At 44.6% G+C, this 20,670-nt stretch carries 20 protein-coding genes; 18 read left to right on the top strand and 2 right to left on the bottom strand.

Features of this window, described 5'->3' with window-relative positions; genetic code table 11:
- Positions 1-9 precede the first annotated feature (9 nt).
- From OCV57_RS05915 to OCV57_RS05885, 7 genes are all read left to right on the top strand, one after another.
- Positions 10-1,059, top strand: a complete 1,050-nt coding sequence (locus tag OCV57_RS05915; RefSeq protein WP_038670186.1) for a carbohydrate ABC transporter permease — start codon at positions 10-12, stop codon at positions 1,057-1,059.
- Positions 1,060-1,318: 259 nt separating this feature from the next.
- Positions 1,319-2,371, top strand: coding sequence for an efflux RND transporter periplasmic adaptor subunit (locus tag OCV57_RS05910; protein WP_138336809.1), 1,053 nt, complete (start codon positions 1,319-1,321; stop codon positions 2,369-2,371).
- Between the two features lie 18 nt (positions 2,372-2,389).
- Positions 2,390-5,365, top strand: coding sequence for an ABC transporter permease (locus OCV57_RS05905; RefSeq protein WP_267300785.1), 2,976 nt, complete (start codon positions 2,390-2,392; stop codon positions 5,363-5,365).
- A gap of 14 nt (positions 5,366-5,379) precedes the next feature.
- Entirely contained in the window at positions 5,380-6,210 is an 831-nt protein-coding gene (locus tag OCV57_RS05900) for a purine-nucleoside phosphorylase (protein WP_117856903.1), read from the top strand.
- Between the two features lie 177 nt (positions 6,211-6,387).
- Positions 6,388-7,149, top strand: coding sequence for a zinc ribbon domain-containing protein (locus tag OCV57_RS05895; protein WP_038670192.1), 762 nt, complete (start codon positions 6,388-6,390; stop codon positions 7,147-7,149).
- Between the two features lie 67 nt (positions 7,150-7,216).
- Positions 7,217-7,720 carry a hypothetical protein gene (locus OCV57_RS05890; protein ID WP_267300784.1) on the top strand — a complete coding sequence of 168 codons (504 nt, stop codon included), beginning with the start codon at positions 7,217-7,219 and terminating at the stop codon, positions 7,718-7,720.
- A gap of 35 nt (positions 7,721-7,755) precedes the next feature.
- Positions 7,756-8,544 carry a zinc ribbon domain-containing protein gene (locus OCV57_RS05885; protein WP_267300782.1) on the top strand — a complete coding sequence of 263 codons (789 nt, stop codon included), beginning with the start codon at positions 7,756-7,758 and terminating at the stop codon, positions 8,542-8,544.
- Between the two features lie 92 nt (positions 8,545-8,636).
- Here OCV57_RS05885 and OCV57_RS05880 read toward each other — a convergent pair whose 3' ends face one another.
- Entirely contained in the window at positions 8,637-9,914 is a 1,278-nt protein-coding gene (locus OCV57_RS05880; RefSeq protein WP_267300781.1) for an amidohydrolase, read from the bottom strand.
- A gap of 16 nt (positions 9,915-9,930) precedes the next feature.
- Positions 9,931-11,094 (bottom strand): alanine racemase, encoded by a 1,164-nt coding sequence (gene alr / locus OCV57_RS05875; RefSeq protein ID WP_267300780.1) that lies wholly within the window; start codon positions 11,092-11,094, stop codon positions 9,931-9,933.
- A 140-nt stretch (positions 11,095-11,234) separates the two neighbouring features.
- Between alr and OCV57_RS05870 the strand changes: the two genes are divergently transcribed.
- From OCV57_RS05870 to truB, 11 genes are all read left to right on the top strand, one after another.
- The gene (locus tag OCV57_RS05870) at positions 11,235-11,831 is read left to right on the top strand and encodes an SLOG family protein (RefSeq protein WP_242993225.1); all 597 of its coding nucleotides are present in this window, start codon (positions 11,235-11,237) and stop codon (positions 11,829-11,831) included.
- 122 nt (positions 11,832-11,953) lie between these two features.
- Positions 11,954-12,871: an LCP family glycopolymer transferase gene (locus OCV57_RS05865; protein WP_022287251.1), complete on the top strand. Its 918-nt coding sequence runs from the start codon at positions 11,954-11,956 to the stop codon at positions 12,869-12,871.
- Between the two features lie 39 nt (positions 12,872-12,910).
- Entirely contained in the window at positions 12,911-13,309 is a 399-nt protein-coding gene (locus OCV57_RS05860) for a hypothetical protein (RefSeq protein WP_242988935.1), read from the top strand.
- A 216-nt stretch (positions 13,310-13,525) separates the two neighbouring features.
- Positions 13,526-14,020 (top strand): ribosome maturation factor RimP, encoded by a 495-nt coding sequence (locus OCV57_RS05855; protein WP_267300778.1) that lies wholly within the window; start codon positions 13,526-13,528, stop codon positions 14,018-14,020.
- 61 nt (positions 14,021-14,081) lie between these two features.
- Positions 14,082-15,170 carry a transcription termination factor NusA gene (nusA, locus tag OCV57_RS05850; protein WP_243240703.1) on the top strand — a complete coding sequence of 363 codons (1,089 nt, stop codon included), beginning with the start codon at positions 14,082-14,084 and terminating at the stop codon, positions 15,168-15,170.
- Positions 15,160-15,429: an RNase P modulator RnpM gene (rnpM, locus tag OCV57_RS05845; protein ID WP_038672821.1), complete on the top strand. Its 270-nt coding sequence runs from the start codon at positions 15,160-15,162 to the stop codon at positions 15,427-15,429. The genes nusA and rnpM overlap by 11 nt, the downstream gene beginning before the upstream one ends.
- Positions 15,422-15,754 carry a L7Ae/L30e/S12e/Gadd45 family ribosomal protein gene (locus tag OCV57_RS05840; RefSeq protein WP_267300775.1) on the top strand — a complete coding sequence of 111 codons (333 nt, stop codon included), beginning with the start codon at positions 15,422-15,424 and terminating at the stop codon, positions 15,752-15,754. Before rnpM ends, OCV57_RS05840 begins: the two co-directional genes overlap by 8 nt.
- 28 nt (positions 15,755-15,782) lie before the next feature.
- Positions 15,783-18,335, top strand: coding sequence for a translation initiation factor IF-2 (gene infB, locus OCV57_RS05835; RefSeq protein ID WP_267300774.1), 2,553 nt, complete (start codon positions 15,783-15,785; stop codon positions 18,333-18,335).
- Between the two features lie 65 nt (positions 18,336-18,400).
- Positions 18,401-18,781 carry a 30S ribosome-binding factor RbfA gene (gene rbfA, locus OCV57_RS05830; RefSeq protein WP_038670210.1) on the top strand — a complete coding sequence of 127 codons (381 nt, stop codon included), beginning with the start codon at positions 18,401-18,403 and terminating at the stop codon, positions 18,779-18,781.
- Positions 18,782-18,799: 18 nt separating this feature from the next.
- A complete protein-coding gene (locus tag OCV57_RS05825) occupies positions 18,800-19,747 on the top strand; it encodes a DHH family phosphoesterase (RefSeq protein WP_267300773.1) in 948 nt (315 codons plus the stop codon).
- Entirely contained in the window at positions 19,747-20,661 is a 915-nt protein-coding gene (truB, locus tag OCV57_RS05820) for a tRNA pseudouridine(55) synthase TruB (RefSeq protein ID WP_267300772.1), read from the top strand. The genes OCV57_RS05825 and truB overlap by 1 nt, the downstream gene beginning before the upstream one ends.
- Positions 20,662-20,670: the final 9 nt, after the last annotated feature.

Genomic DNA, 20,670 nt, shown 5'->3' with positions numbered 1-20,670 from the left:
GGGATTTAAGTGGCAACTAAAAAAGAAGAAAAAGAGTTCGAAAAAGAACGAAAGGCTGCTATTAAAGCCCGTTATAAGAAGATGAAAGAGGAGGGTCTTGAGAAATATCTCACCCCTGAGCAGATCAGCTATAACAGAAGAAGAAGAGCGATCGGAATGGTTTGGCCGTTCTTCAGGTTCCTTATCCTGTTTGGTCTGTGCTTCGTAATCCTCTATCCACTGATATTCATGCTTTCAACTGCGTTCAGACCAAATGAGCAGATGAACGACCCATCAGTAGTTTGGATCCCTAAGAGCTTCACACTTGATAACATCAAGGACGTTTGGGGAGTAATGAAGTTTGAAGATACTGTTGTAAACACCGTTATCCTTAACCTCGTGGCCTCTGTCCTTCAGGTTATCACCTGCTCTATCACAGGCTACGGCTTCGCTAGATTTAAGTTCAAAGGTAAGGGAATCCTGTTCGGTATCGTTGTTCTTATGATCATCGTACCTCCACAGATCACAACTATCCCACTTTACCTCCAGTATGCTTACTTCAAGCCAGCGTGGCTCGCTAAGGTATTCACACTTGGCAAATCAACATCGCTTATCAACAGCGGTTGGACAATGTATCTTCCTGCATTGTTTGCAAACGGACTCCGTGCAGGTCTGTTTATCTTCATCTTCCGTCAGTTCTTCAGAGGACTTCCTAAGGAGCTTGAAGATGCTGCATACCTCGACGGCTGCAGCCCACTGAAAACATTCCTTGTTATCATGTGTCCTAACGCAAAGTCATCGTTCCTGACAGTATTCCTGTTCTCTATCGTTTGGTATTGGAACGACTACTATGTATCATCATCATTCTTCACACAGAACGACACTGTTGCTCTTATGCTGAAGAACCTGAATACAAACCTGACTCAGCAGCTCTTCGACGGTCAGGCGGTATCTGTAAGACAGATAATCGTATGGCTTGAAGCAGGTTGTCTGCTTTCTATCACACCTATCCTTATTATGTATGTATTTCTCCAGAGATACTTTATCGAGGGTGTTGAAAGATCAGGTCTTGCAAACTAATTTGCAAATAAGCTTATCAAAAGTCCTGCACTTCGGTGCGGGACTTTTTTTGCGTGAAGCCCTTTTTTATGTTCATATATTTAAGACTTATTAAATTTGTACATATATAAAGCAACGCAATTGTGCATATTGCTTTGAAATGTCAGGTTAATTTAGTACAATCGTGTATAGAAAAAACATCTTTTTTTTGATATAATTACTTTGGGTATTATTGCCCATGGTAAGTTGTTTATAAAAATATTCAGTTAGGAGTCTGAACATGAATATAAAAGTTGATTTAAAAAAGCTTTTTGCTGCCGCAGTATCAGCGATAATGTGCCTCTCCGCAGGGGGTTGCTATCTGCTTCCTGACGAGGAGGAAGTCCTCGATGCGCCGACCGTGAAGGCAAGCGATGTTACATATTCCACAGTGACGGCAAAGAAAAAAGACCTTGAAAAGAAGATAGTCGCAACGGGCACTGTCACAGCGGAAAATCAGTATACTCTTTCTTATGAAAAGCAGAGTGGCACAGTGTCAAAATTTTATGTAAAAGCAGGCGATAAGGTCAAAAAGGGTGATGTTATCTGTGACCTTGATACATATGACCTTGACTATCAGATAGAAGAAAAACAGCTTTATCTTGAAAAAGCAAAGCTTAAAGTTGATATAATTTATGAGGGCGGTGGCTCCCAGGCAGAGATAGACTCTGCTTATGTTGACGTTCAGCTCCTTGAAAAAGAACTTGAAAAGCTTCAGGCTCAGAAGGAGGATTCAAGCCTGAAATCACCTATAGACGGCGTTGTTTCGTCACTCTCTGACGTAAGAGCAGGCGACAACGTAAATCCGGGTCAGACTATCGCAACTGTTATAGATACTTCGGCTCTTTATATCGCAATACAGCCTGACGACCTCACCCAGTATGATATCGACACAGAAGTGCAGATAAGGATAGGCGAGGATTATTATGACGGTGTTGTTTTTATGACTCCTAAAAAGCTTGCGGATTATCAGGAAGAGCAGAAAGAGGATCATAACAATGTTGACGATACAGGTATAGATTATCAGGCGGATACTATCTATGTTCGTTTCAAGGATACCGCCCCTGCGGAAACAGTGGGTCAGCTTGCAGATACGATACTTGTCCTTGACAGCGTAAAGGACGCTATCGTTATCTCAAATAATCTGATAAAAAAGGTTGACGGCACAAAGGTAGTTTATGTGCTGAAAAACGGTGAAAAAACTGCCGTTGAAGTGGAAACAGGACTTTCTACAGGCTCTCAGACCGAGATAAAATCGGGCCTTAAAGAGGGCGACGAAATTGTTATCAGATAGGTTTGAAAGGATAAGCTTATGTTCACCTTATTGTTCCGTAAAATGCGAAACACCAAATGGATGGTGCTTTGCCTGCTGATAGGCTTTGTTATGGCGTCTGCCATGATGAGCACTATCCCTATTTATATGAACGCTTCTCTGCAAAGAATGCTTGTAAAGGATCTTGAGTCGTTCCAGACAGAATATGAGATCTATCCAGGTGCGTATAATACCAGCTATGGATTGAAAATGGATATCTCAGGCAGTGAGCAGCAGAAAGCTGTTGAGAATTATAATAACAAAGTGGAGGCTAAGTTCAAGGAGCTTGGTCTGCCTGAAAAGCTTGATAAGAAGTATATAAGTGACGAGTATCTCTATGTGCGTTCACTTGCCGTTTCAGATGGCAATTCGCAGGCAAGATTCACTCTCGGCGGTATGACGGATATTTCCGACCATATCAGCATAAAGCAGGGCAGAATGTTCACTGCAGGCAAGCGTTCAGACGGCGTTTACGAGTGCGTTGCCACAGAAAAAGCCATGAAAAGCACAGAGCTTGCTATAAACACAGTATATGAGATAGCCGACGTGTTTGATGATAACAAGTCAATAAAAATAGAGATCGTGGGCGTTTTTGACGTTAAGGACGAAAATGACGCATATTGGGCAGAGGGTCTTGATTCTCAGTATACAGCCGTTGTCTTTACAGATTATGACACTATGCTCGGGGATTGCGTTGATACTGGCGTTGTGAATATCACAAAGGCTGTCCATAACTATGCGGTGGATTATGCTTCCATGAATATGACTGACCTTGCAAGCACAAACGAAATGATAGCAAAGCAAAAGACCTATTTTGGTGAAAATTCCATAGGCTTTTCGATGCCTGCCTCAGATATCCTCAAGGACTATGAGAGCCGTTCATCACAGCTCCAGCTTGTTTTGTGGCTTTTGCAGATACCTGTCATACTTATGATAATATTCTATCTCTTTATGGTGTCGCAGCTCAACGTTGAGCAGGAGCGTAACGAGATAGCGGTGTTCAAAAGCCGTGGAGCAAGCCGCTTGCAGATAATGGGCATTTATGCTCTGGAATCTCTCGTACTGGGCGTTCTGACCGTTATAATAGGACCATTCGCAGGTCTTGGACTTTGCAAGGTACTTGGTGCGTCAAACGGATTCTTGGAGTTTGTCAACAGGCGTTCGCTACCTGTTCATATGACAATAGAAGCTGTCGTCTATGCGGCAATAGCCGTGGCAGTGTTCTTTGTCACAACTATGATACCGATCGTTCCTGCCACAAAAACAACTATTGTTGAGCATAAGCAGTCAAAAGCCAAAAAGAAAAAGCACGCTCTGTGGGAAAAGGTCTGCCTTGATTTTATCCTTGTGGGCGGTTCAGTTGGCTGGCTTTATTATTACAACAAAACTCAGGAAAAGCTTGTTGCAGAGGGTGTAACAGACACCACCGCAACAGTAAACCCTATAATGTTCGTGGCTTCCACTGCCTTTATACTTGGCCTTGGTCTGTTTCTTATAAGGATATATCCTTATATAATAAGGCTTCTCGCAAGAATAGGCAGAAGAGTGTGGTCGCCTGCACAGTATGTTTCACTGACCAATATCGGTCGCTCCTCAACGGGCAGGGAAAGATTTTTGATGCTGTTCCTTGTTCTTACTGTATCATTGGGCGTGTTCTTTGCCAATACCGCAAGAGCCTTGAACAGAAATGCCGAGGAAAGCGTTGCCTATGGGGTCGGCTGCGACGCTGTTCTTACAGAGCAGTGGTATAGCAGTAAGATAGAATCTGCACAGCAGACCACTCCTCAAAGCGCATCTCAGGCAGCTCAATCAGGCATAAAGCAGACTTCCGAAGAAAGCGACGAAGAAGATACAGAAACTACCATACAGTATGTAGAGCCTGTTTTTGAGCGATTTGAAAAGCTCGCAGGAGTGGAAAATGTCACAAAGGTTTTCAGAAAAGACGACGTGACCATATCTTCAAACAAAATGAACGTTCCAAGACAGCAGACAAAGTCTGACGATGAGGAAAAGACCCGTGACGATTTCCTTGACCAAAGCGTTGACACAAGCTCAGGCAAAAGCTCAACAAGCAATGTCCAGCTTATGACCATAGTGCCAAGCGATTTCTCAAAGGTCTGCAAATTTGAGGACAGACTTCTGCCGGTTCAGTTAAATAACTACCTGAACGCTCTCGCAGAGTACACACCGGGAGTTATCCTCTCTTCAAGCTTCAAGAGCTATGGTCTGGAGCTTGGTGATACTGTAGAGTGTAAGTGGGGCGGAAACGAGCCCTTTGAAGTGACCGTCCTTGCCTTTGTTGACTACTGGCCGGGACTAAGCCCTTATAAAGAGGCGAAAAACGGCGGTTATATGGACTTTGCCGTTATGAACTACGATTATGTGAACGTTCAGACAAGCATGGAGCCTTATGAGGTATGGTTCAAGCTCAAAGACGGAGCTTCCGTTCAGGAGTTTTATGACTCAATAGACAAAGCAGGCATTAAACCCCTCACCCTTGAATCTGCAAGCCAGCAGACCATAGAAAAGAAAAACGACCCTATGCTCCAGGGCATGAACGGTGCTCTCACTCTCGGCTTTATCATCATCATGGTGATGTGCATAATAGGTTTCCTTATCTATTGGATACTCTCCATAAAGAGCAGGACTTTGCAGTTTGGTATCCTAAGAGCAATGGGAATGAAGTTCAGAGAGATAATAATGATGATAGTCTATGAACAGCTTTTGGTGTCAGGCGTTGCAATATTCGCCGCTATCTTTATCGGCGGCGTAACAAGCGACCTTTTCGTACCACTGTTCCAGAGCATCTTCGACGCAAGCCAGTCAGTGCCGCCGTTTGCAGTGATACCTGAACGCAGCGACTATCTGAAGCTTTATGCAGTTATAGGAGTAATGCTGCTCACAGCCTTTGTGGTGCTTGGCAGACTTATAAAGAAGATAAAGATAAGTCAGGCGTTAAAGCTTGGTGAGGATTGATAGGAGGAAATTTTATGACAGCTTATGAAAAGCTTACAAAATGTTATGAGTGCGTAAAAAGTAAAATAGACTTTGAGCCAAAGGTAGCCCTTGTGCTTGGCTCAGGTCTTGGCGATTATGCAAATTCCATAGACGTGAAATACACCCTCAGCTATAAGGATATAGAGGGCTTCCCTACATCAACGGTAGAGGGTCATAAGGGTCAGTTCGTTTTCGGATATGTTGGCGAAGTGCCTGTTGTTATAATGCAGGGCAGAGTGCACTATTATGAGGGCTATGCAATGGAGGACGTTGTGCTTCCTGCAAGACTTATGAGAATGTTGGGTGCAAAGGTGCTTTTCCTTACAAACGCATCGGGCGGAGTGAACGCGGGCTTCAAGGCAGGCGACTTCATGCTTATAACCGACCATATCTCAAGCTTTGTACCTAATCCTCTTATTGGCAAGAATATCGACGAACTTGGTACAAGATTTCCTGATATGAGCGAGATATATAACAAAAAGCTCAGGGATATAATCTCAGGTGCGGCAGAAGATCTTGACATAACCCTCCGCCATGGCGTTTATCTCCAGCTCACCGGACCGTCTTTCGAGTCCCCTGCGGAAATAAGAATGGCAAGAACTATCGGTGCTGACGCAGTGGGAATGTCAACAGCCTGCGAGGCTATCGCCGCAAATCATGCAGGCATGAAAGTCTGCGGAATATCCTGCGTTGCAAACCTTGCAGCAGGCATGACGGATAATCCTCTCACTCATGCTGAAGTTCAGGAATGTGCAGACAAGGCTGCTCCCCTTTTCAAAAAGCTTATCACTGAAAGCATTATAAGAATAGGTAAACAGCTTTAAGGTTTTGTAACAGCTTTTTCAAAATAATATGTAACAAATGTGCGAAAAGGGCTGATGATGTGTACTTTTTTGCTAAACTTTGTGAAAAACTATTGACAAATCAAACACTTTAGTTTAATATATTATTATGAAGTAAGTATCTTCAAAAAAATATCAAGAATATGGAGAGATAATCATATGGCAAAATTTTGTGGACAGTGCGGAGCTCAGCTTAATGACAATGCGACTTTCTGTACTCAGTGCGGTGCAACAATAGCACCTCAGCAGCCTGCACAGCAGACCGCTTCACCAATGGCAAATCTTCAGCAGGCAGCCAAGAATATCGACATGAACGCTATAAAGGACGCTGTTTCTGTTGAAAACATCAAAAATCTCAAAAACAAGCCTAATAAGCTCACTATCGCAGTTCTGGCGGTTCTGCTTGTGCTTGTTATTCTGGTAGTCGTTATCCTTTGCATGATATTCGGCGGCGGAAGCTGGAAAACTCCTATCAATAACGTTATGGACGTTCTCAATGACGGTGACGGTAAGGCTTATGAAGAGCTTATGCCTCCTTATTATAAGGATATGGCAGACGCTCTGGACGGTATCATTGATATAAGCGACGAGGATTTTGATGAAGAGGCTGAAAAGCAGAGAGATAGACTTACAAAGAAATACGGCGATGACGCTGAGATAAGCTATGAGGTAGTTAAAAAGACTGAGGTAGACTCAGACGATATCGACAGCTATAACGAAGTTTCAGACGTTGCGTCAATACTCAGCAGCAAAAAGGCTAAGAAGTATAAGCTTACAAAGGCTTATAAGGTAAAGATCAAGTATACTATCGAAGGTGAAGACGCTGATAAGACCGACAAGACAACTGTTATTGTTGGCAAGATGGACGGCACATGGGTACTTCTCGACGAGGGCGACCTTCCAATAAGCACAGGTTTCTAAGATATATAAACGATCAGTAACGGGCGGAGAATTTTCCGCCCGTTTTTGAAAATGCGGTGTTTGCACAATGAAAAAATTATCAGTGCTGTGTATGCTTTTGTGTGTGGCAATGCTCTTTTGCTCCTGCGGAGAGGAAGAAAGAGCGGTCCTGGGATATGAACAGCCCGTGGCGACACTTATCACAGCGGCGCAGTATAGCGATACGCAGTCATATCTTTCCTGCTTTACCCCAGAAGCGGAGGCGGAGTATAAAAACAGCGACAGCTATAACGAAGCCCTTGCGGAAACGCTTCTCACAAGGGGCGAGGAAAAAACGGAGCTTTCTTATAAGCTCAGCAATAAAAAAGAGCTTGACAGCAACGGCTTGAAAGACCTTGAAAAAAGCTATAAGGAAAGCTATCACAAAAATGTGACTATCAAAAAAGCTGTTACAATGACAGCAAAGCTCACAGAGACTACTGACAGCGGCGAGCTGTCTGCCAGCCGTGAGATAACAGTGGTCAAAATAGAAAACAACTGGTATATTTTCGGAAAAGTTATCGAAAAATTTGATCTCAGCCAAAAGGGCTGAGGGGATCAATAATAATATGAAAAGAGGGTATTAATATGGAAAATTGTCCAAAATGCGGTCTGCCTGTTGCCGACGGTGCAAAGTTCTGCGCTGCCTGCGGAACAAGAATGCCGCAGAAGCTTATAAAGAGCAAGGTCTGCTCAGTGTGCGGAAACACACTTAATGCGGGGGCTAAGTTCTGCAACGTCTGCGGAACAGCTGTGCCGCAGGACGAAACGCCTGCCGACGAGCCTGTAGTGGACGAGAGAAATCCTGAAATGGAGTCTATCGAAGTGCCTGAGCTGCATTTTGACGATACTCCTGTGCAAAATCAGACTATTCCGCCAACGACTCCTGATATGCCGACTATGGACAGCGTTTATCTGCCAGGGCAAGAGCCTGCAAAGCCTGCACAGCCGACAGCCGAGGAAGTTGCAATGGCTTCAAGAACTGTGGAAATACCTCAGACGCCTACAGTTGCTGAAACTCCAAACGTTGCACCACAGCCACAGCCTGAAAGAGTTCTTACACCAGAGGGCTATCAGCAGACTGCTCAGCCTGTAAACAATGCAATGCCACAGATGAATCAGGGTGGACAGCCTATCCAGCCAAATCAGATGAATCAAATGAACGGCGTTACACCTGGAAAGGGTGCAGGCGCACTTGTGCCGATAATACTTATCATTCTTATACTTGCTGTTATCTGCGTTGACGTTTTCTGGCTTTTCAGAGATCAGATATTCGGCAAAAAGGACGAAAGCTCAAATGACTGTGCAGTGATAACTCTCACGGACGAAACAGACTATCCTGCAAACGAAGCATTTTTTTTGAAGAATAGAATATAATGTAAAAAGGGACGTTTCAAAGCGTCCCTTTTTTTGTGTGTCAACACAGTGTTTGCGTAAAAGATAAAGGCGACCCAAGGTCGCCCCTACTTTTAGTCTTTCATGCTCTCGATTATCTCGTTAGATTTCTTGTAAATGACCGCAGGTTCTTCGCCTATCCTGAACTCGCCGTCCTCGTAAAGCACCTTTCCTGCACACATCGTGAGCTTTACATTCTGCTTTGAACCGCTGTAAACAAGGTTTTTGCCTATGTTGTTAAGAGGCTGCATATTAGGCTGAAAAAGGTCGATGACGATAAGGTCAGCCTGCTTGCCCTCTGCGATAATGTCGCAGTCAGAAAGCCCCATTGCCCTTGCAGAGCCTACAGTTGCCGCTTTCAGCACCGAGTCAGCAGGGCAGGCAGAAGCGTCATCGCAAGCTATCTTCTGCAAGCCTGTCATAAGGAACATTTCTCTGAACATATCAAGACAGTTGTTGCTTGCAGGGCCGTCAGTACCTATAGCAATGTTTATGCCCATATCCTGCATTTTTACGATAGGAGCAATGCCGCTTGCAAGCTTTACGTTAGAGCCTGCACAGTGAACAGCCCATACGCCCTTGTTTTTGAATATCTCAAGATCCTTGTCGCTCATGTGAACGCAGTGGAAGCCTGCACCGCCAAAGTCGAAAATTCCGAAGCTGTCAAAAAGCTCAGTTGGCGTCATGCCGTATTTCTCTATGCACTCTCTAACTTCTTTTGCAGTTTCCGAGTTGTGCATCGCAACAGGCGCTTTGTATTTTGCCGCAAGCTTGCCAACGCCCTCCATAAGCTCCTTTTCGCAGGTGTATTCTGCATGGAAGCCAAGCATAAAGCTTATAAGAGGGTCAACATTGTTGTATTTCAGATAGTTGTTTTCAAGCCTTTCAAGATTAGACTTGTCACCGCTCACCGCACCGCAAAGCACAGAGCGGAAGCCGCTTTCTATGCAGGCTTTTACATAATCGTCAAGCTCAAAGTACATATCAAATGCCGCCGTACAGCCTGTTGTGAGATATTCAAGTATAGCAAGCTTCGTGAGCCAGTAAACTTTCTCTCCGTCAAGCTTTGCTTCCATTGGAAAGATCTGCTTGAAAAGCCAGTCCTGCAAAGGCATATCGTCAGCATATGATCGCAGAAAAGTCATTGCCGAGTGAGTGTGCGCATTTTTGAATGACGGCATAAGGAGATTTCCCTTGAGGTCATATTCACGTTCAAAAACCTTTCCGTCAAGCTCCTCAGCCTTAGGCTTGCCAACGAAAACTATCTTTGAGCCTTCCGTCCAGACCTCTATATCCTGCGTTTCTATGCCGTTGGCAAGGGTCATTACCCTGCCGCCGAAAAATCTTATCATGGCTCTTTATCCTCCCTTACTCTATTTCAAGAACAGCCGTCTGCTCTCCATGGCGTGAGATAATTCTCGGCACTCTTGCAGATATTCCGCAAACTATCTCGTAGCCTATAGTTCCTGTCATTTTGCCGATATCGTCGGCGGTTATCCTCTCATCACCCTGTGAGCCTATGAGGACAGCCTCGTCCCCTGCCTTTACGTCCTCTACCTCAGTTACATCACACATGAACTGATCCATACATATCCTGCCTGTGATAGGGCATTTCTTTCCGTTGATAAGCACATATCCCTTGTTTGAAAGCGCCCTTGGATATCCGTCTGCATAGCCTGCCGTAACAGTTGCGAGCTTTACTTTGCCATTTGCAGTGTAAGTCCTGCCGTAGCTTACGTCAGTGCCATTGTCTATGTATTTTACCTGCGCAACAGCCGCCTTAAATTCCATAGCAGGCTTTGGCTCAAAAGGCAGAGCCTTTGCAGGGTCAGGATAAAGTCCGTAAAGTATTATTCCAAGCCTTGCAAGAGAGCTTCTCTCATTATAATAGTATACTCCGCCGGCTGAGTTGAGAAAATGCACCTTGTCAAGGTGAAGTCCCTCTGCTTCGCACTTGTCAGCAACGGCAAGTATCTTCTCCGTCTGTGCCTTTGTGTATTTCTCGTCCTGCTCTCTCAGGCTGTCAGCCACCGCATAGTGGGTGAAAATGCCCTCCAGCGCAATGTTTTCAAGCTTTGATATCTCTTTAAGCTCACCGTATATCTTGTCGGTTTCCCCGTGAAGACCTATCCTCGTCATGCCCGTGTCGATAGCGGCGTGTATGCGTACCTTGCCGTCAGCGTTTTCTGAAAGTGCTTTAGCATATGAAAGCTCTGTGCAAGCCTGAATGATGTCAAGCCTTGTGAGCCACTTAGCATTTTCAGGAGGTGTGTAGCCCAAAATGAGTATCTCGCCTTTTATGCCCATATCCCTGAGCCTGTGGGCTTCGTGTATGTTCGATACCGCAAACCAGCGAATGTCCATCTCGTTTTCAAGAAACGGAACTACCCCGTTGTCAAAATGTCCGTAGCAGCTCGCCTTTACAACGCACATTATCTCTGTTTTTTCCCCTATGAGCCTGCGGTATTCTTTCAGATTGTATTCAATGCTGTCAAGATCTACCTCAGCCCATGCTCTCTTCAAAAAATCCATTTTATTTTTCTTCCCTTTCGGTTTTATAATTGTGCCTTTGCGCAAAATATTTGTCATTTTCTATTGAAAAAGATAAATCAATGTGTTATAATGTTCTTATCATGGGCATTGTGTCGCCAAATTTTTCAGGAGGCTTTGATGTGAGTAATATCGTCCCCGCAGAAGAATTTTTCTGCAACCGAGATACCTCTTGCTGCTTTACAGGTCATAGGGACAGGGATCTGCCTTTCGGCGGCGATGTCCATAAGCAGGGTATGAAAAATCTCCTGAGTATGCTCGTCCTTATGATAAAGGAAGCATATAGCGAAGGTTGCCGTACTTTTATATCTGGTATGTCAAAAGGTATCGACCTGCGCTGTGCTGAGATAGTCCACAGCCTTTCGGCTCAGCCCGAATATAAGGATATGAAGCTCGTGTGCGTTCTGCCCTATGCAGGTCAGCGTACAGAGATGAAAACACCCTTGGACAGCTATACATATTCGCTTATTCTGAACTCTTGCAGTGCGGTCGTGATAACAAGCCCCAAGTATGAAAGCGGCTGTTATAAAAAGCGAAACAGCTTTATGGTTGAACATTCCTCTCGTCTGATCGGGGTCATAAAAGAGAAAGCCAAAGGCTCAGGCACTTTGCAGACCATAAACATGGCAAAGCGTGCAGGCCTTACGCTGAACATCATATGCCTTGACGATAATCCTGTTTTCTATATCGACTCAGACTCAGACAGCCGTCCTATTTAGTTTACACCTAAATTGCAAATTGTTCAATAGTTTTCGAGAATTTTTCCGAAAAAGTTTATATATGAAAATATGGCGGACAGTATGCCTGCCTGTATATATTTGAAAGTAAGGAGATCAATAACATGGCTCAGACGAAAGCTCACAAGAAAAAAAGAAGATCTCAGGCTCCTATCGCTCTGGTCTACTTCATAACGATGATAATATTCCTCTTTGTTATCGGCATGCTTGCACTGTATGCCCTAAGAGAGTTTGGTGTTATCGGCAATGATGACAGCGACAGCGACGCAGGCATAAAAAGCCCGGTTTATAATACCCTTTTTGCAAGAGTGAACAGCAAGGGCGTTCTTGCAGACGCAACAGTCATAAGAGTTGCACCGGACGCAAAGAAAATAATCATAATGCCTGTTTCAGCGTTCACAGTGAGCGGAAGCCAGACAATGCGTGAGATACACGAAGAGGGCGGCATGGTGAAGCTTGAAGCAGCCGTTGCAGACACTTTCGGTATCACTATAGACAATTACGTTTCTCTCACAAATGACGCATTCGAGAATGCGGCGGATATTGTGGGCGGAATTACATATACTCCTGATGAGGAGCTTTACTATCTCTCTCAGGATAATGACGAGAACGATATCGCTATCCCAAGCGGCGATCTGACTAACCTCAGCGGTCATCAGATAAGACTTATCTGTCAGTATCCTGTTTTCAAAGAGGGCAGGAACGGTAATATGAAGTTTCTTGGAACTGCGGTGACAATGCTTATAAACAACGCTTTCCAGCAGACGAATATCACTAAGGATAATCTTGATAACTTCTATAATATATTCACCGCAAACAGCGATACCGATTGGACAAGTGCACAGTATAAGGAAGAAAAGTCATATCTCAAGGATATGCTGGATCAGAACCTTACTCCTGCAGAAGCTCTTGTGCCAGAGGGCGAGTGGACGGACGATTCTCACTTTAAGGTGTCTGATAAGTTCAAGGAGAGCGTTCAGACAATGCTCAAAGATACTGCACCGTCAGCAGCGGAGAAGTAAAAACGTAAAGGCTGAAATTTTAACAGGGGGCGATATAACGTGAAACTTCTGGTCATAATCCTTAATAAAACAGACGTGCTTGACTATTTGCTGGAGGGACTTTCAGCAGCAGGCATAAAGGGTGCGACTATAATCGAGTCGTCAGGTATGGCAATGACCCTTTCAAGACTTGACAGCAGCTTTCTCAGCGCCTCTATCCGAGGACTTTTCAGCGGTGACGAGGATAACAGAACTATCCTCTCAGTAATAAAGAATAATCAGCTCGATACCGCACGAAAGATAGTTTATAATACTGTGGGCGATCTATCTCAGCCCAATACGGGAATAATGTTCACCGTTCCGCTGGATTTCGTCGAGGGAACAGTGAAGAAACCCGTGGATAAAGAAAAAGCAAAACCTAAGGATATCCCTGAGGAGAATGAAAAGAACGTCAGTTGACGAAATGTTTACAGACTATTAACATAATATTTAATTCTTTTCATTAAAAACTTTTGAATGTCCTTGCAAAAAACTGTTTTGTGTGGTATAATAATCACAATAGGCTTTTAATGAAAGACTGGAACTTGACTTCCGGTCTTTTGGTTTTGTATGGGGCTTTTTTTTCATGGCAAAGCCTAATGGCTTTGCTTTGGGAAGCATTAACGGAGGTGCTGTATGGAAGTAAAGAAAACTACGGTAGAAAAAGTAAGAGAGCTTGCACAGCCTATCGCAGACGAGCTTGGCTTTTTCCTTTGGGACGTAAGGTTTGAAAAGGAGGGAGCAACGTGGTACCTCAGGGTGCTTATCGACAAGGACGGCGGCATAGATATGGACGATTGCGAGGCTTTCACAAGACCGATGAACAAGGCGCTTGACGAGGCAGACCCTATATCTCAGAGCTATGTGCTGGAGTGCGGAAGTCCCGGACTTGGCAGAGAGCTTAGAAGACCCGAGCATTTTGAAGTTTGCATAGGCGACGTTATAAGAGTAAGGCTCATAAGACCTGACGAAAACGGTGAAAAAGAGTTCGTTGTGGGTCTTGTGGGATATGACAAGGATAAGATACTTTGTCAGAAGCTGGACGAGGATATGAACGGCGTGGAGAATGTAGAGTTCAAGCTTGCAGATTGTGCTTATGTAAAGCTCAATGATGACGCAGACCTGTTCTGAATGAAGAAATTTAATAAATATGGGCAAAGCCCGAATCAAGTGTGAAAGGATTGATCAGAAAATGAATAAGGAAATGACCAGCAAATTTTTTGAAGCTCTGACGGATTTGGAAAAGGAAAATAATATTGGCAGCGATATACTTATTGAGAAAATAAAATCAGGTATCGAAAAGGCTATCAAGAAGGATTATCCTTACTGCGAGAATATCAGAGTGGATATCGACCCTGTTACAGGAAAGCTCGATATAAGGATACTCAAGGAAGTTATGGATGTTATGTATGTTGACGACCCTGACAACGAGATCTTCCTTGACGAAGCAAAGGTCTATGACCCTAACATCAAGGTGGGCGATATGGTGGAGATACCTCTCGACCCTGCAAAGTTCGGCAGAGTTGCCGCTCAGAATGCAAAGCAGTCTATCAAGCACGATATCAAGGATTTTGAAAGAGCAAGACTTATCGAGCAGTATCACGATAAGGAGCATGAGTGCGTTTCTGCCACAGTCCAGAAGGTCGAGCCTGCTACTCAGAACGCTATACTTACTATCGACAAGAACGAAGTTTATCTTGTAAGAAACGAGCAGATACCGGGTGAAACTCTCAAGGCAGGAGATATCGTCAAGGTATATGTTGTGGGTATCGCAAATCCTGACAGGAAGCCTTCTATCAAGATATCAAGAACTCACAGAGAGCTTGTTAAAAGACTTTTTGAGCTTGAAGTTCCTGAGATAGCAGACGGCACTGTTGAAGTAAAGGCTATTTCAAGAGTTGCAGGCGCAAGAAGCAAGATAGCGGTTTATTCAAAGGACCCTAATGTTGACGCTGTAGGCGCTTGTATCGGTCCTAGAAAGTCAAGAATAACTTCTGTTGTGAACGAGCTTAAGGGCGAGAAGATAGACGTTATCAATTGGTGCGAAGACCCTGCTCAGTTTATCGCAAAGGCTCTTGCTCCGGCTGAGGTAATAAACGTTGTTCTCAGCGAAGAGGAGGGCGTAAGAGAGTGCCGTGTTACTGTTCCTGACAACCAGCTCTCACTTGCTATCGGTAATAAGGGTCAGAACGCAAAGCTTGCCGCAGGTCTGACAGGCTATAAAATAGATATCGTATCCGAAAGCTCTGCAAAGGCTGAGGCTGCCGATGATGAAAACTAAGAAGATACCAATGAGAATGTGTCTTGGGTGCGGCGAAATGAAACCCAAGAGAGAGCTTATCAGAGTGGTGAAGTCAAAAGAGGGGGATATCTCCCTTGACCTCACAGGCAAAAAATCAGGCAGAGGCGCTTATATATGCAAAAGCGTCGAATGCTTTGAAAAAGCAAGAAAAGCAAGAAAGTTTGAAAGAAGCTTTTCCTGCATGATAAGCGAGGATATATATAACAGCATGGAGGGCGAGCTTAGGGAAAATGAATAATAAAATAGGGCTTGTTACAATGTGCAGAAAAGCAGGAAAGCTTGTAATGGGTATGGATATGGTGAAGGACGCCTGCAATACAGGCAAAGCCTGCGCAGTGTTTGCGGCAACGGATTTTTCACCTAAATCTCTTAAAGAGATAAAGTTCAACTGCTACAAAAACGGGATAAAGCTTTACGGCCTTGGCATGACAATGGACGATATCCATTTTGGTCTTGGCAAAAGAACAGGCGTTATCGCTATTTGCGAGGGAGGCTTCGCAAAGGCTTGCGCCAAAGGGCTTGAGGAGATCCCTATAGACGAAAATGAGTTTTATAGCATTTAGCATTTATTGAGGAGGTATTTTACAGCCTATGAGTATGAAAACAACTAAATATAAGCTTAGCGATATGGCTAAGGATCTGAAAGTTACAAATAACGACCTTATCGAGTGTCTTGGCAAGCTCGGCGGAGAGCCAAAGAAAACACAGTCAGTGCTTACCCCTGAGGAGATCTCTTATGTTCTGGAGTATTATACACAGAACAATCAGGTGGACAGCTTTGATGCTTTCTATGCAAATAACGTAAAGCCTGTCAAGGAAGAAAAGAAGGCAGATAAGAAGCCTGTAAAGGCTGAGAAAAAGGAGAAAAAGGTTGAAAAGAAGCCTGAGCCTAAGCCGACTCCAAAGGCGGAAGCAAAGCCTGAGCCTAAGCCGGCTCCAAAGGCGGAAGCAAAGCCTGAGCCTAAGGCAGAGCCAAAGGTGGAAAAGAAGCCGGAGGTCAAGGCCGAAACAAAACAGCCTGCACCTGAACAGAAGAAAAAGCAGCCAGCTCCACAGAAGCCTGCAAAGAAGAAAGAGCATGGCGTTCGTCAGCAGCTTGGCGGTTTTTCTGATAAGAAAGAAACTTCAGGCGGATATACTATCTCTGAGGATAACGATTCGTTCGGCACACAGAGAACTATCGACACAAGAGGAAGCTATATAGAGCTTGATAAGTATAACGAGAAGTATGATAACCTTGCAAACTCAAAGCAGAACAAGAGCAAGGATAACTTCACAAAGAAGCAGAAGCTCACTCAGAAATCTCAGCAGAGAAAGAAACAGCAGTTCTCACATAAGAAGGAAACTGAGAGCGAAAAGCTCCGCAGACTGGAGCTTGAAAGAGCTAGAAAGCAGCAGCTCAAGGTCATGATACCTGACGAGATCGTTGTTTCAGAGCTTGCAAGCAGACTTAAAGTAACAGCTACCGAGGTCATCAAAAAGCTTATGGGTCTTGGCGTAATGGCTTCTATCAATGAGGTGGTCGACTTTGATACCGCCGCACTTGTTGCAGAAGAGCTTGGCGCAAAGGTTGAAAAGGAAGTACACGTTACAATAGAAGAAAGACTTATCGAAACTGACGAAGATCCAGAGGAGAGCCTGCAGGAAAGATGCCCTGTCGTTGTCGTTATGGGTCACGTTGACCATGGTAAGACATCTATCCTCGACAGAATAAGAAACGCTCACGTTACTGACACTGAGGCAGGCGGTATCACACAGCATATCGGTGCTTATCAGGTAGAGTATGAGGGCAAGAAGATAACGTTCCTGGATACTCCGGGTCATGAAGCTTTCACAGCCATGAGAGCAAGAGGTGCGAACGTTACAGATATCGCTATCCTCGTTGTTGCCGCTGATGACGGTATCATGCCGCAGACTATCGAGTCTATCAACCACGCAAAGGCAGCAGGCGTTTCAATAATCGTTGCTATCAATAAAATGGATAAAGAAGGCGCAGACCCTGACAGAGTTAAGCAGCAGCTCACAGAGCAGTCCCTCGTTGTCGAGGAATGGGGCGGCGACGTTATCGCAGTTCCTGTTTCCGCAAAGACCGGTATGGGTATAGACGAACTTCTTGAGAATATCCTCCTCGTTGCAGAGGTCAAGGAGCTTAAAGCTAACCCTGACAGACTTGCAAGAGGTACTGTTGTCGAGGCCAGACTTGATAAGGGTAAAGGCCCTGTTGCTACACTCCTCGTTCAGAATGGTACTTTGAAGTCAGGCGACGTTATAATCGCAGGCACTTCTGTCGGACGTATAAGAACGATGACAAACGATAAGGGCAGAAGCATTAAGGAAGCCGGTCCGTCAACACCTGTTGAGATAACAGGTCTGGGCGAAGTTCCAAGTGCAGGCGACGTTTTCAACGCAGTTGCAGACGAAAAGCTTGCAAGAGAGCTTGTTGAGCAGAGAAAGCATGAAGCTAAGGAAGAACTGTTCCAGCAGCATCAGAAGGTAACTCTCGACAACCTGTTCAGCCAGATAGCTGAGGGAGAAATGAAAGAGCTTCCTATCATCGTCAAGGCTGACGTTCAAGGCTCAGTTGAAGCCGTTAAGCAGTCACTTGAAAAGCTTTCAAATGACGAGGTCAGAGTTAAGGTCATCCACGGCGGCGTAGGCGCTGTATCTGAAAGCGACGTTATGCTCGCAAACGCTTCAAACGCTATCATCGTTGGATTTAACGTTCGTCCTGACCCTGTTGCAAAGCAGAATGCAGAGCAGAGCGGCGTTGATATCAGACTTTACAGAATAATCTATGATGCAATAGAAGAAATAACAGACGCTATGAAGGGTATGCTCGCTCCTAAGTACAGAGAGGTGGAAACAGCCCGTATCGAGGTAAGACAGGTATACAAGATATCCAATGTTGGTACTGTAGCAGGTTCTTACGTTCTTGACGGTAAGGTGGGCAGAAATAACGAGATAAGAGTCGTAAGAGACGGTATCGTTATCGCCGAGGATAAGATGTCAAGCCTTAAGAGATTTAAGGACGACGCCAAGGAAGTTGCCGCAGGCTTTGAGTGCGGTATCACTCTTGAAAAGTTCACCGATATCAAGGAGGGCGACATTTTCGAGGCGTTCTATATGGAAGAATACAGAGATTGATAATGATGCTTACGGGACGGACAGCCGCCCCGTAAGAGCATATTTAAGCAGGAGATAAAGATATTATGGCAGGTTACAGAGCAGGACGTATGTCCGAAGATATAAGAAGAATAATATCGGGCAAAATGAGAGACCTTAAAGACCCAAGGATACACGGAGGAGATATGCTCACTATCGTCCGCTGCGACGTGGCAGGCGACGGCTCATTCTGTAAAGTGTATGTTTCAAGCTTTGAGGGCTATGAAAAGGCAAAGGAAGCCGTTAAGGGCTTTGAGTCGGCAACAGGATTTCTCAAAAGAGAGATATCAAACGTGCTGAAGCTGAAAAAATGCCCTGAGCTTAAATTTATCGCAGATAATTCTATCGAGCATTCAGCAAAGATAAACAAGCTTCTTAAAGAAGTTCTGCCCGAAGAAGAAAAAGAAGAGAAAGACGGCGAAGAGTAATAGAGGAGAAAGGATATTATGACATTTCAGGATATTCTTAAAATATTTGAAGAAAATGACAATTTTCTTATTTTAACTCATAAAAGCCCCGACGGCGATACGCTTGGTTCAGGCTTTGCCCTGTGCGCTTTTCTGAGAGATATGGGGAAAAAGGCTAACGTTGTAAATTCCGACAACTTTCCCGAAAGATATGATCTTATCTATGAGAGCTATTACCCTCAGGAATTTGATGTGAAGTACGTTATCGCAGTGGATATCGCAGACACAAATCTTCTTGGCAGCAACCTGTCAAAGTATGCCGAGGAGGGTGCGATCGACCTTTGCATCGACCACCACATCTCAAACAAGTATTTTGCAAAGCAGTCATATGTAGAAGCAGACGCTTCTGCCGCAGCACTTATAATGTATAAGATATTCAAAGCTTCAGGCAGAAAGATATCACGTCAGATAGCGAGATGCCTTTATACAGGCATTGCAACGGATACAGGCTGCTTCAAGTATGAAAACACAACTCCGCAGGCTCACATCGCCTGTGCAGAGCTTATGTCATATGGCATAGATTTTGCTTATATCAACAGAAAAATGTTTGATGTAAAAAGCAAGGGCAGACTTATGGTGGAGCAGTCCGTTACAGCGAATATGGAGTATTACTGCGGTGGCAAATGCTCTATGATAGTGCTTACAAAAGAGCTTATGGAGAAAAGTGGCGTTGACGCTGCCGAGTTCGAGGGACTTGCTTCTATACCATTGTCCGTTGAGGGCGTGAAAATAGGCATAACAGTTAAGCAAAGACACGAGAACGTCTTTAAAATATCAGTAAGAAGCGATGATGAGATAGACGCTTCTGCATTCTGCCGTGAGTTTGGCGGCGGAGGACACATAAGAGCCGCAGGCTGTGAGATAACAGGAAGCCTTGAAGAAGTCAAGGCTAAGCTTCTCAAGCAAGCGGAAAAGGTCTTGGGCTGATGAGCTTGGATAACAGCAAGGATAATATCTGCGGCATTTTGCCTGTAAAAAAGCCCGAGGGCTGGACTTCTTTTGACGTTATCGCAAAGCTCAGAGGAGTTCTAAGGATAAAAAGATTGGGCCATTCAGGGACCCTTGACCCCATGGCAACAGGCGTTCTGCCTGTTTTCGTGGGCAGAGCCACAAAAGCCTGCGATATTATCCCTGACAGACAAAAGGTCTATACCGCAGGCTTTCAGCTTGGGGTAAGCACCGATACCTTAGACAGCACAGGAAAGACGTTAAAAACAAGCGACAAGGCAGTTGCCAGAGCCGACCTTGAATGTGCAAAAAGCAGTTTTGTAGGCGATATCATGCAGGTGCCGCCTATGTATTCTGCAATAAAAGTGAACGGCAAAAAGCTCTATGAGCTTGCAAGAGCAGGCAAAGAAATAGAGCGTGAGCCGAGAGCTGTCCATATCGACAGCATTGATATAATAGAATATGACGAAGCTTCACGCAGGGGCGTAATGAAAGTTGATTGCGAAAAAGGTACTTATATACGCTCCGTTATCAGCGACATAGGTGAAAAGCTTGGCTGCGGTGGAATGATGACTTCTCTGGAGCGTTCCTATTCAGGGGGCGTTGATATAAAGGATTGCTATACCATAGAGGAGATAGCCGAAATTTGCGAGCAGGATAAGCTGTCACAAATGCTTATCCCACTTGACAGAGCCTTTGTAAGCTACGAAAAAACTACCCTTGGACAGTGGGAAACAAAGCTTTATAGAAACGGAGTAAAGCTCAGACCTGAGCAGACAGGGATAAAAGATCTGTCAGAGGACAAGCACTACCGTGTCTACGGCAGTGATAACAGCTTCCTGGGTATCGGCACTTTTCATGAGGGCAGCTTCAGAAGCTTCAAAAATTTCTGATAATTTGTT

It is taken from the genome of Hominimerdicola aceti (genome assembly GCF_025567495.1).
Taxonomy (GTDB): domain Bacteria; phylum Bacillota; class Clostridia; order Oscillospirales; family Ruminococcaceae; genus Hominimerdicola; species Hominimerdicola aceti.
The sequence above is the reverse complement of the archived record's forward strand: the minus strand, read 5'-3'. Positions and strand labels throughout refer to the sequence as shown.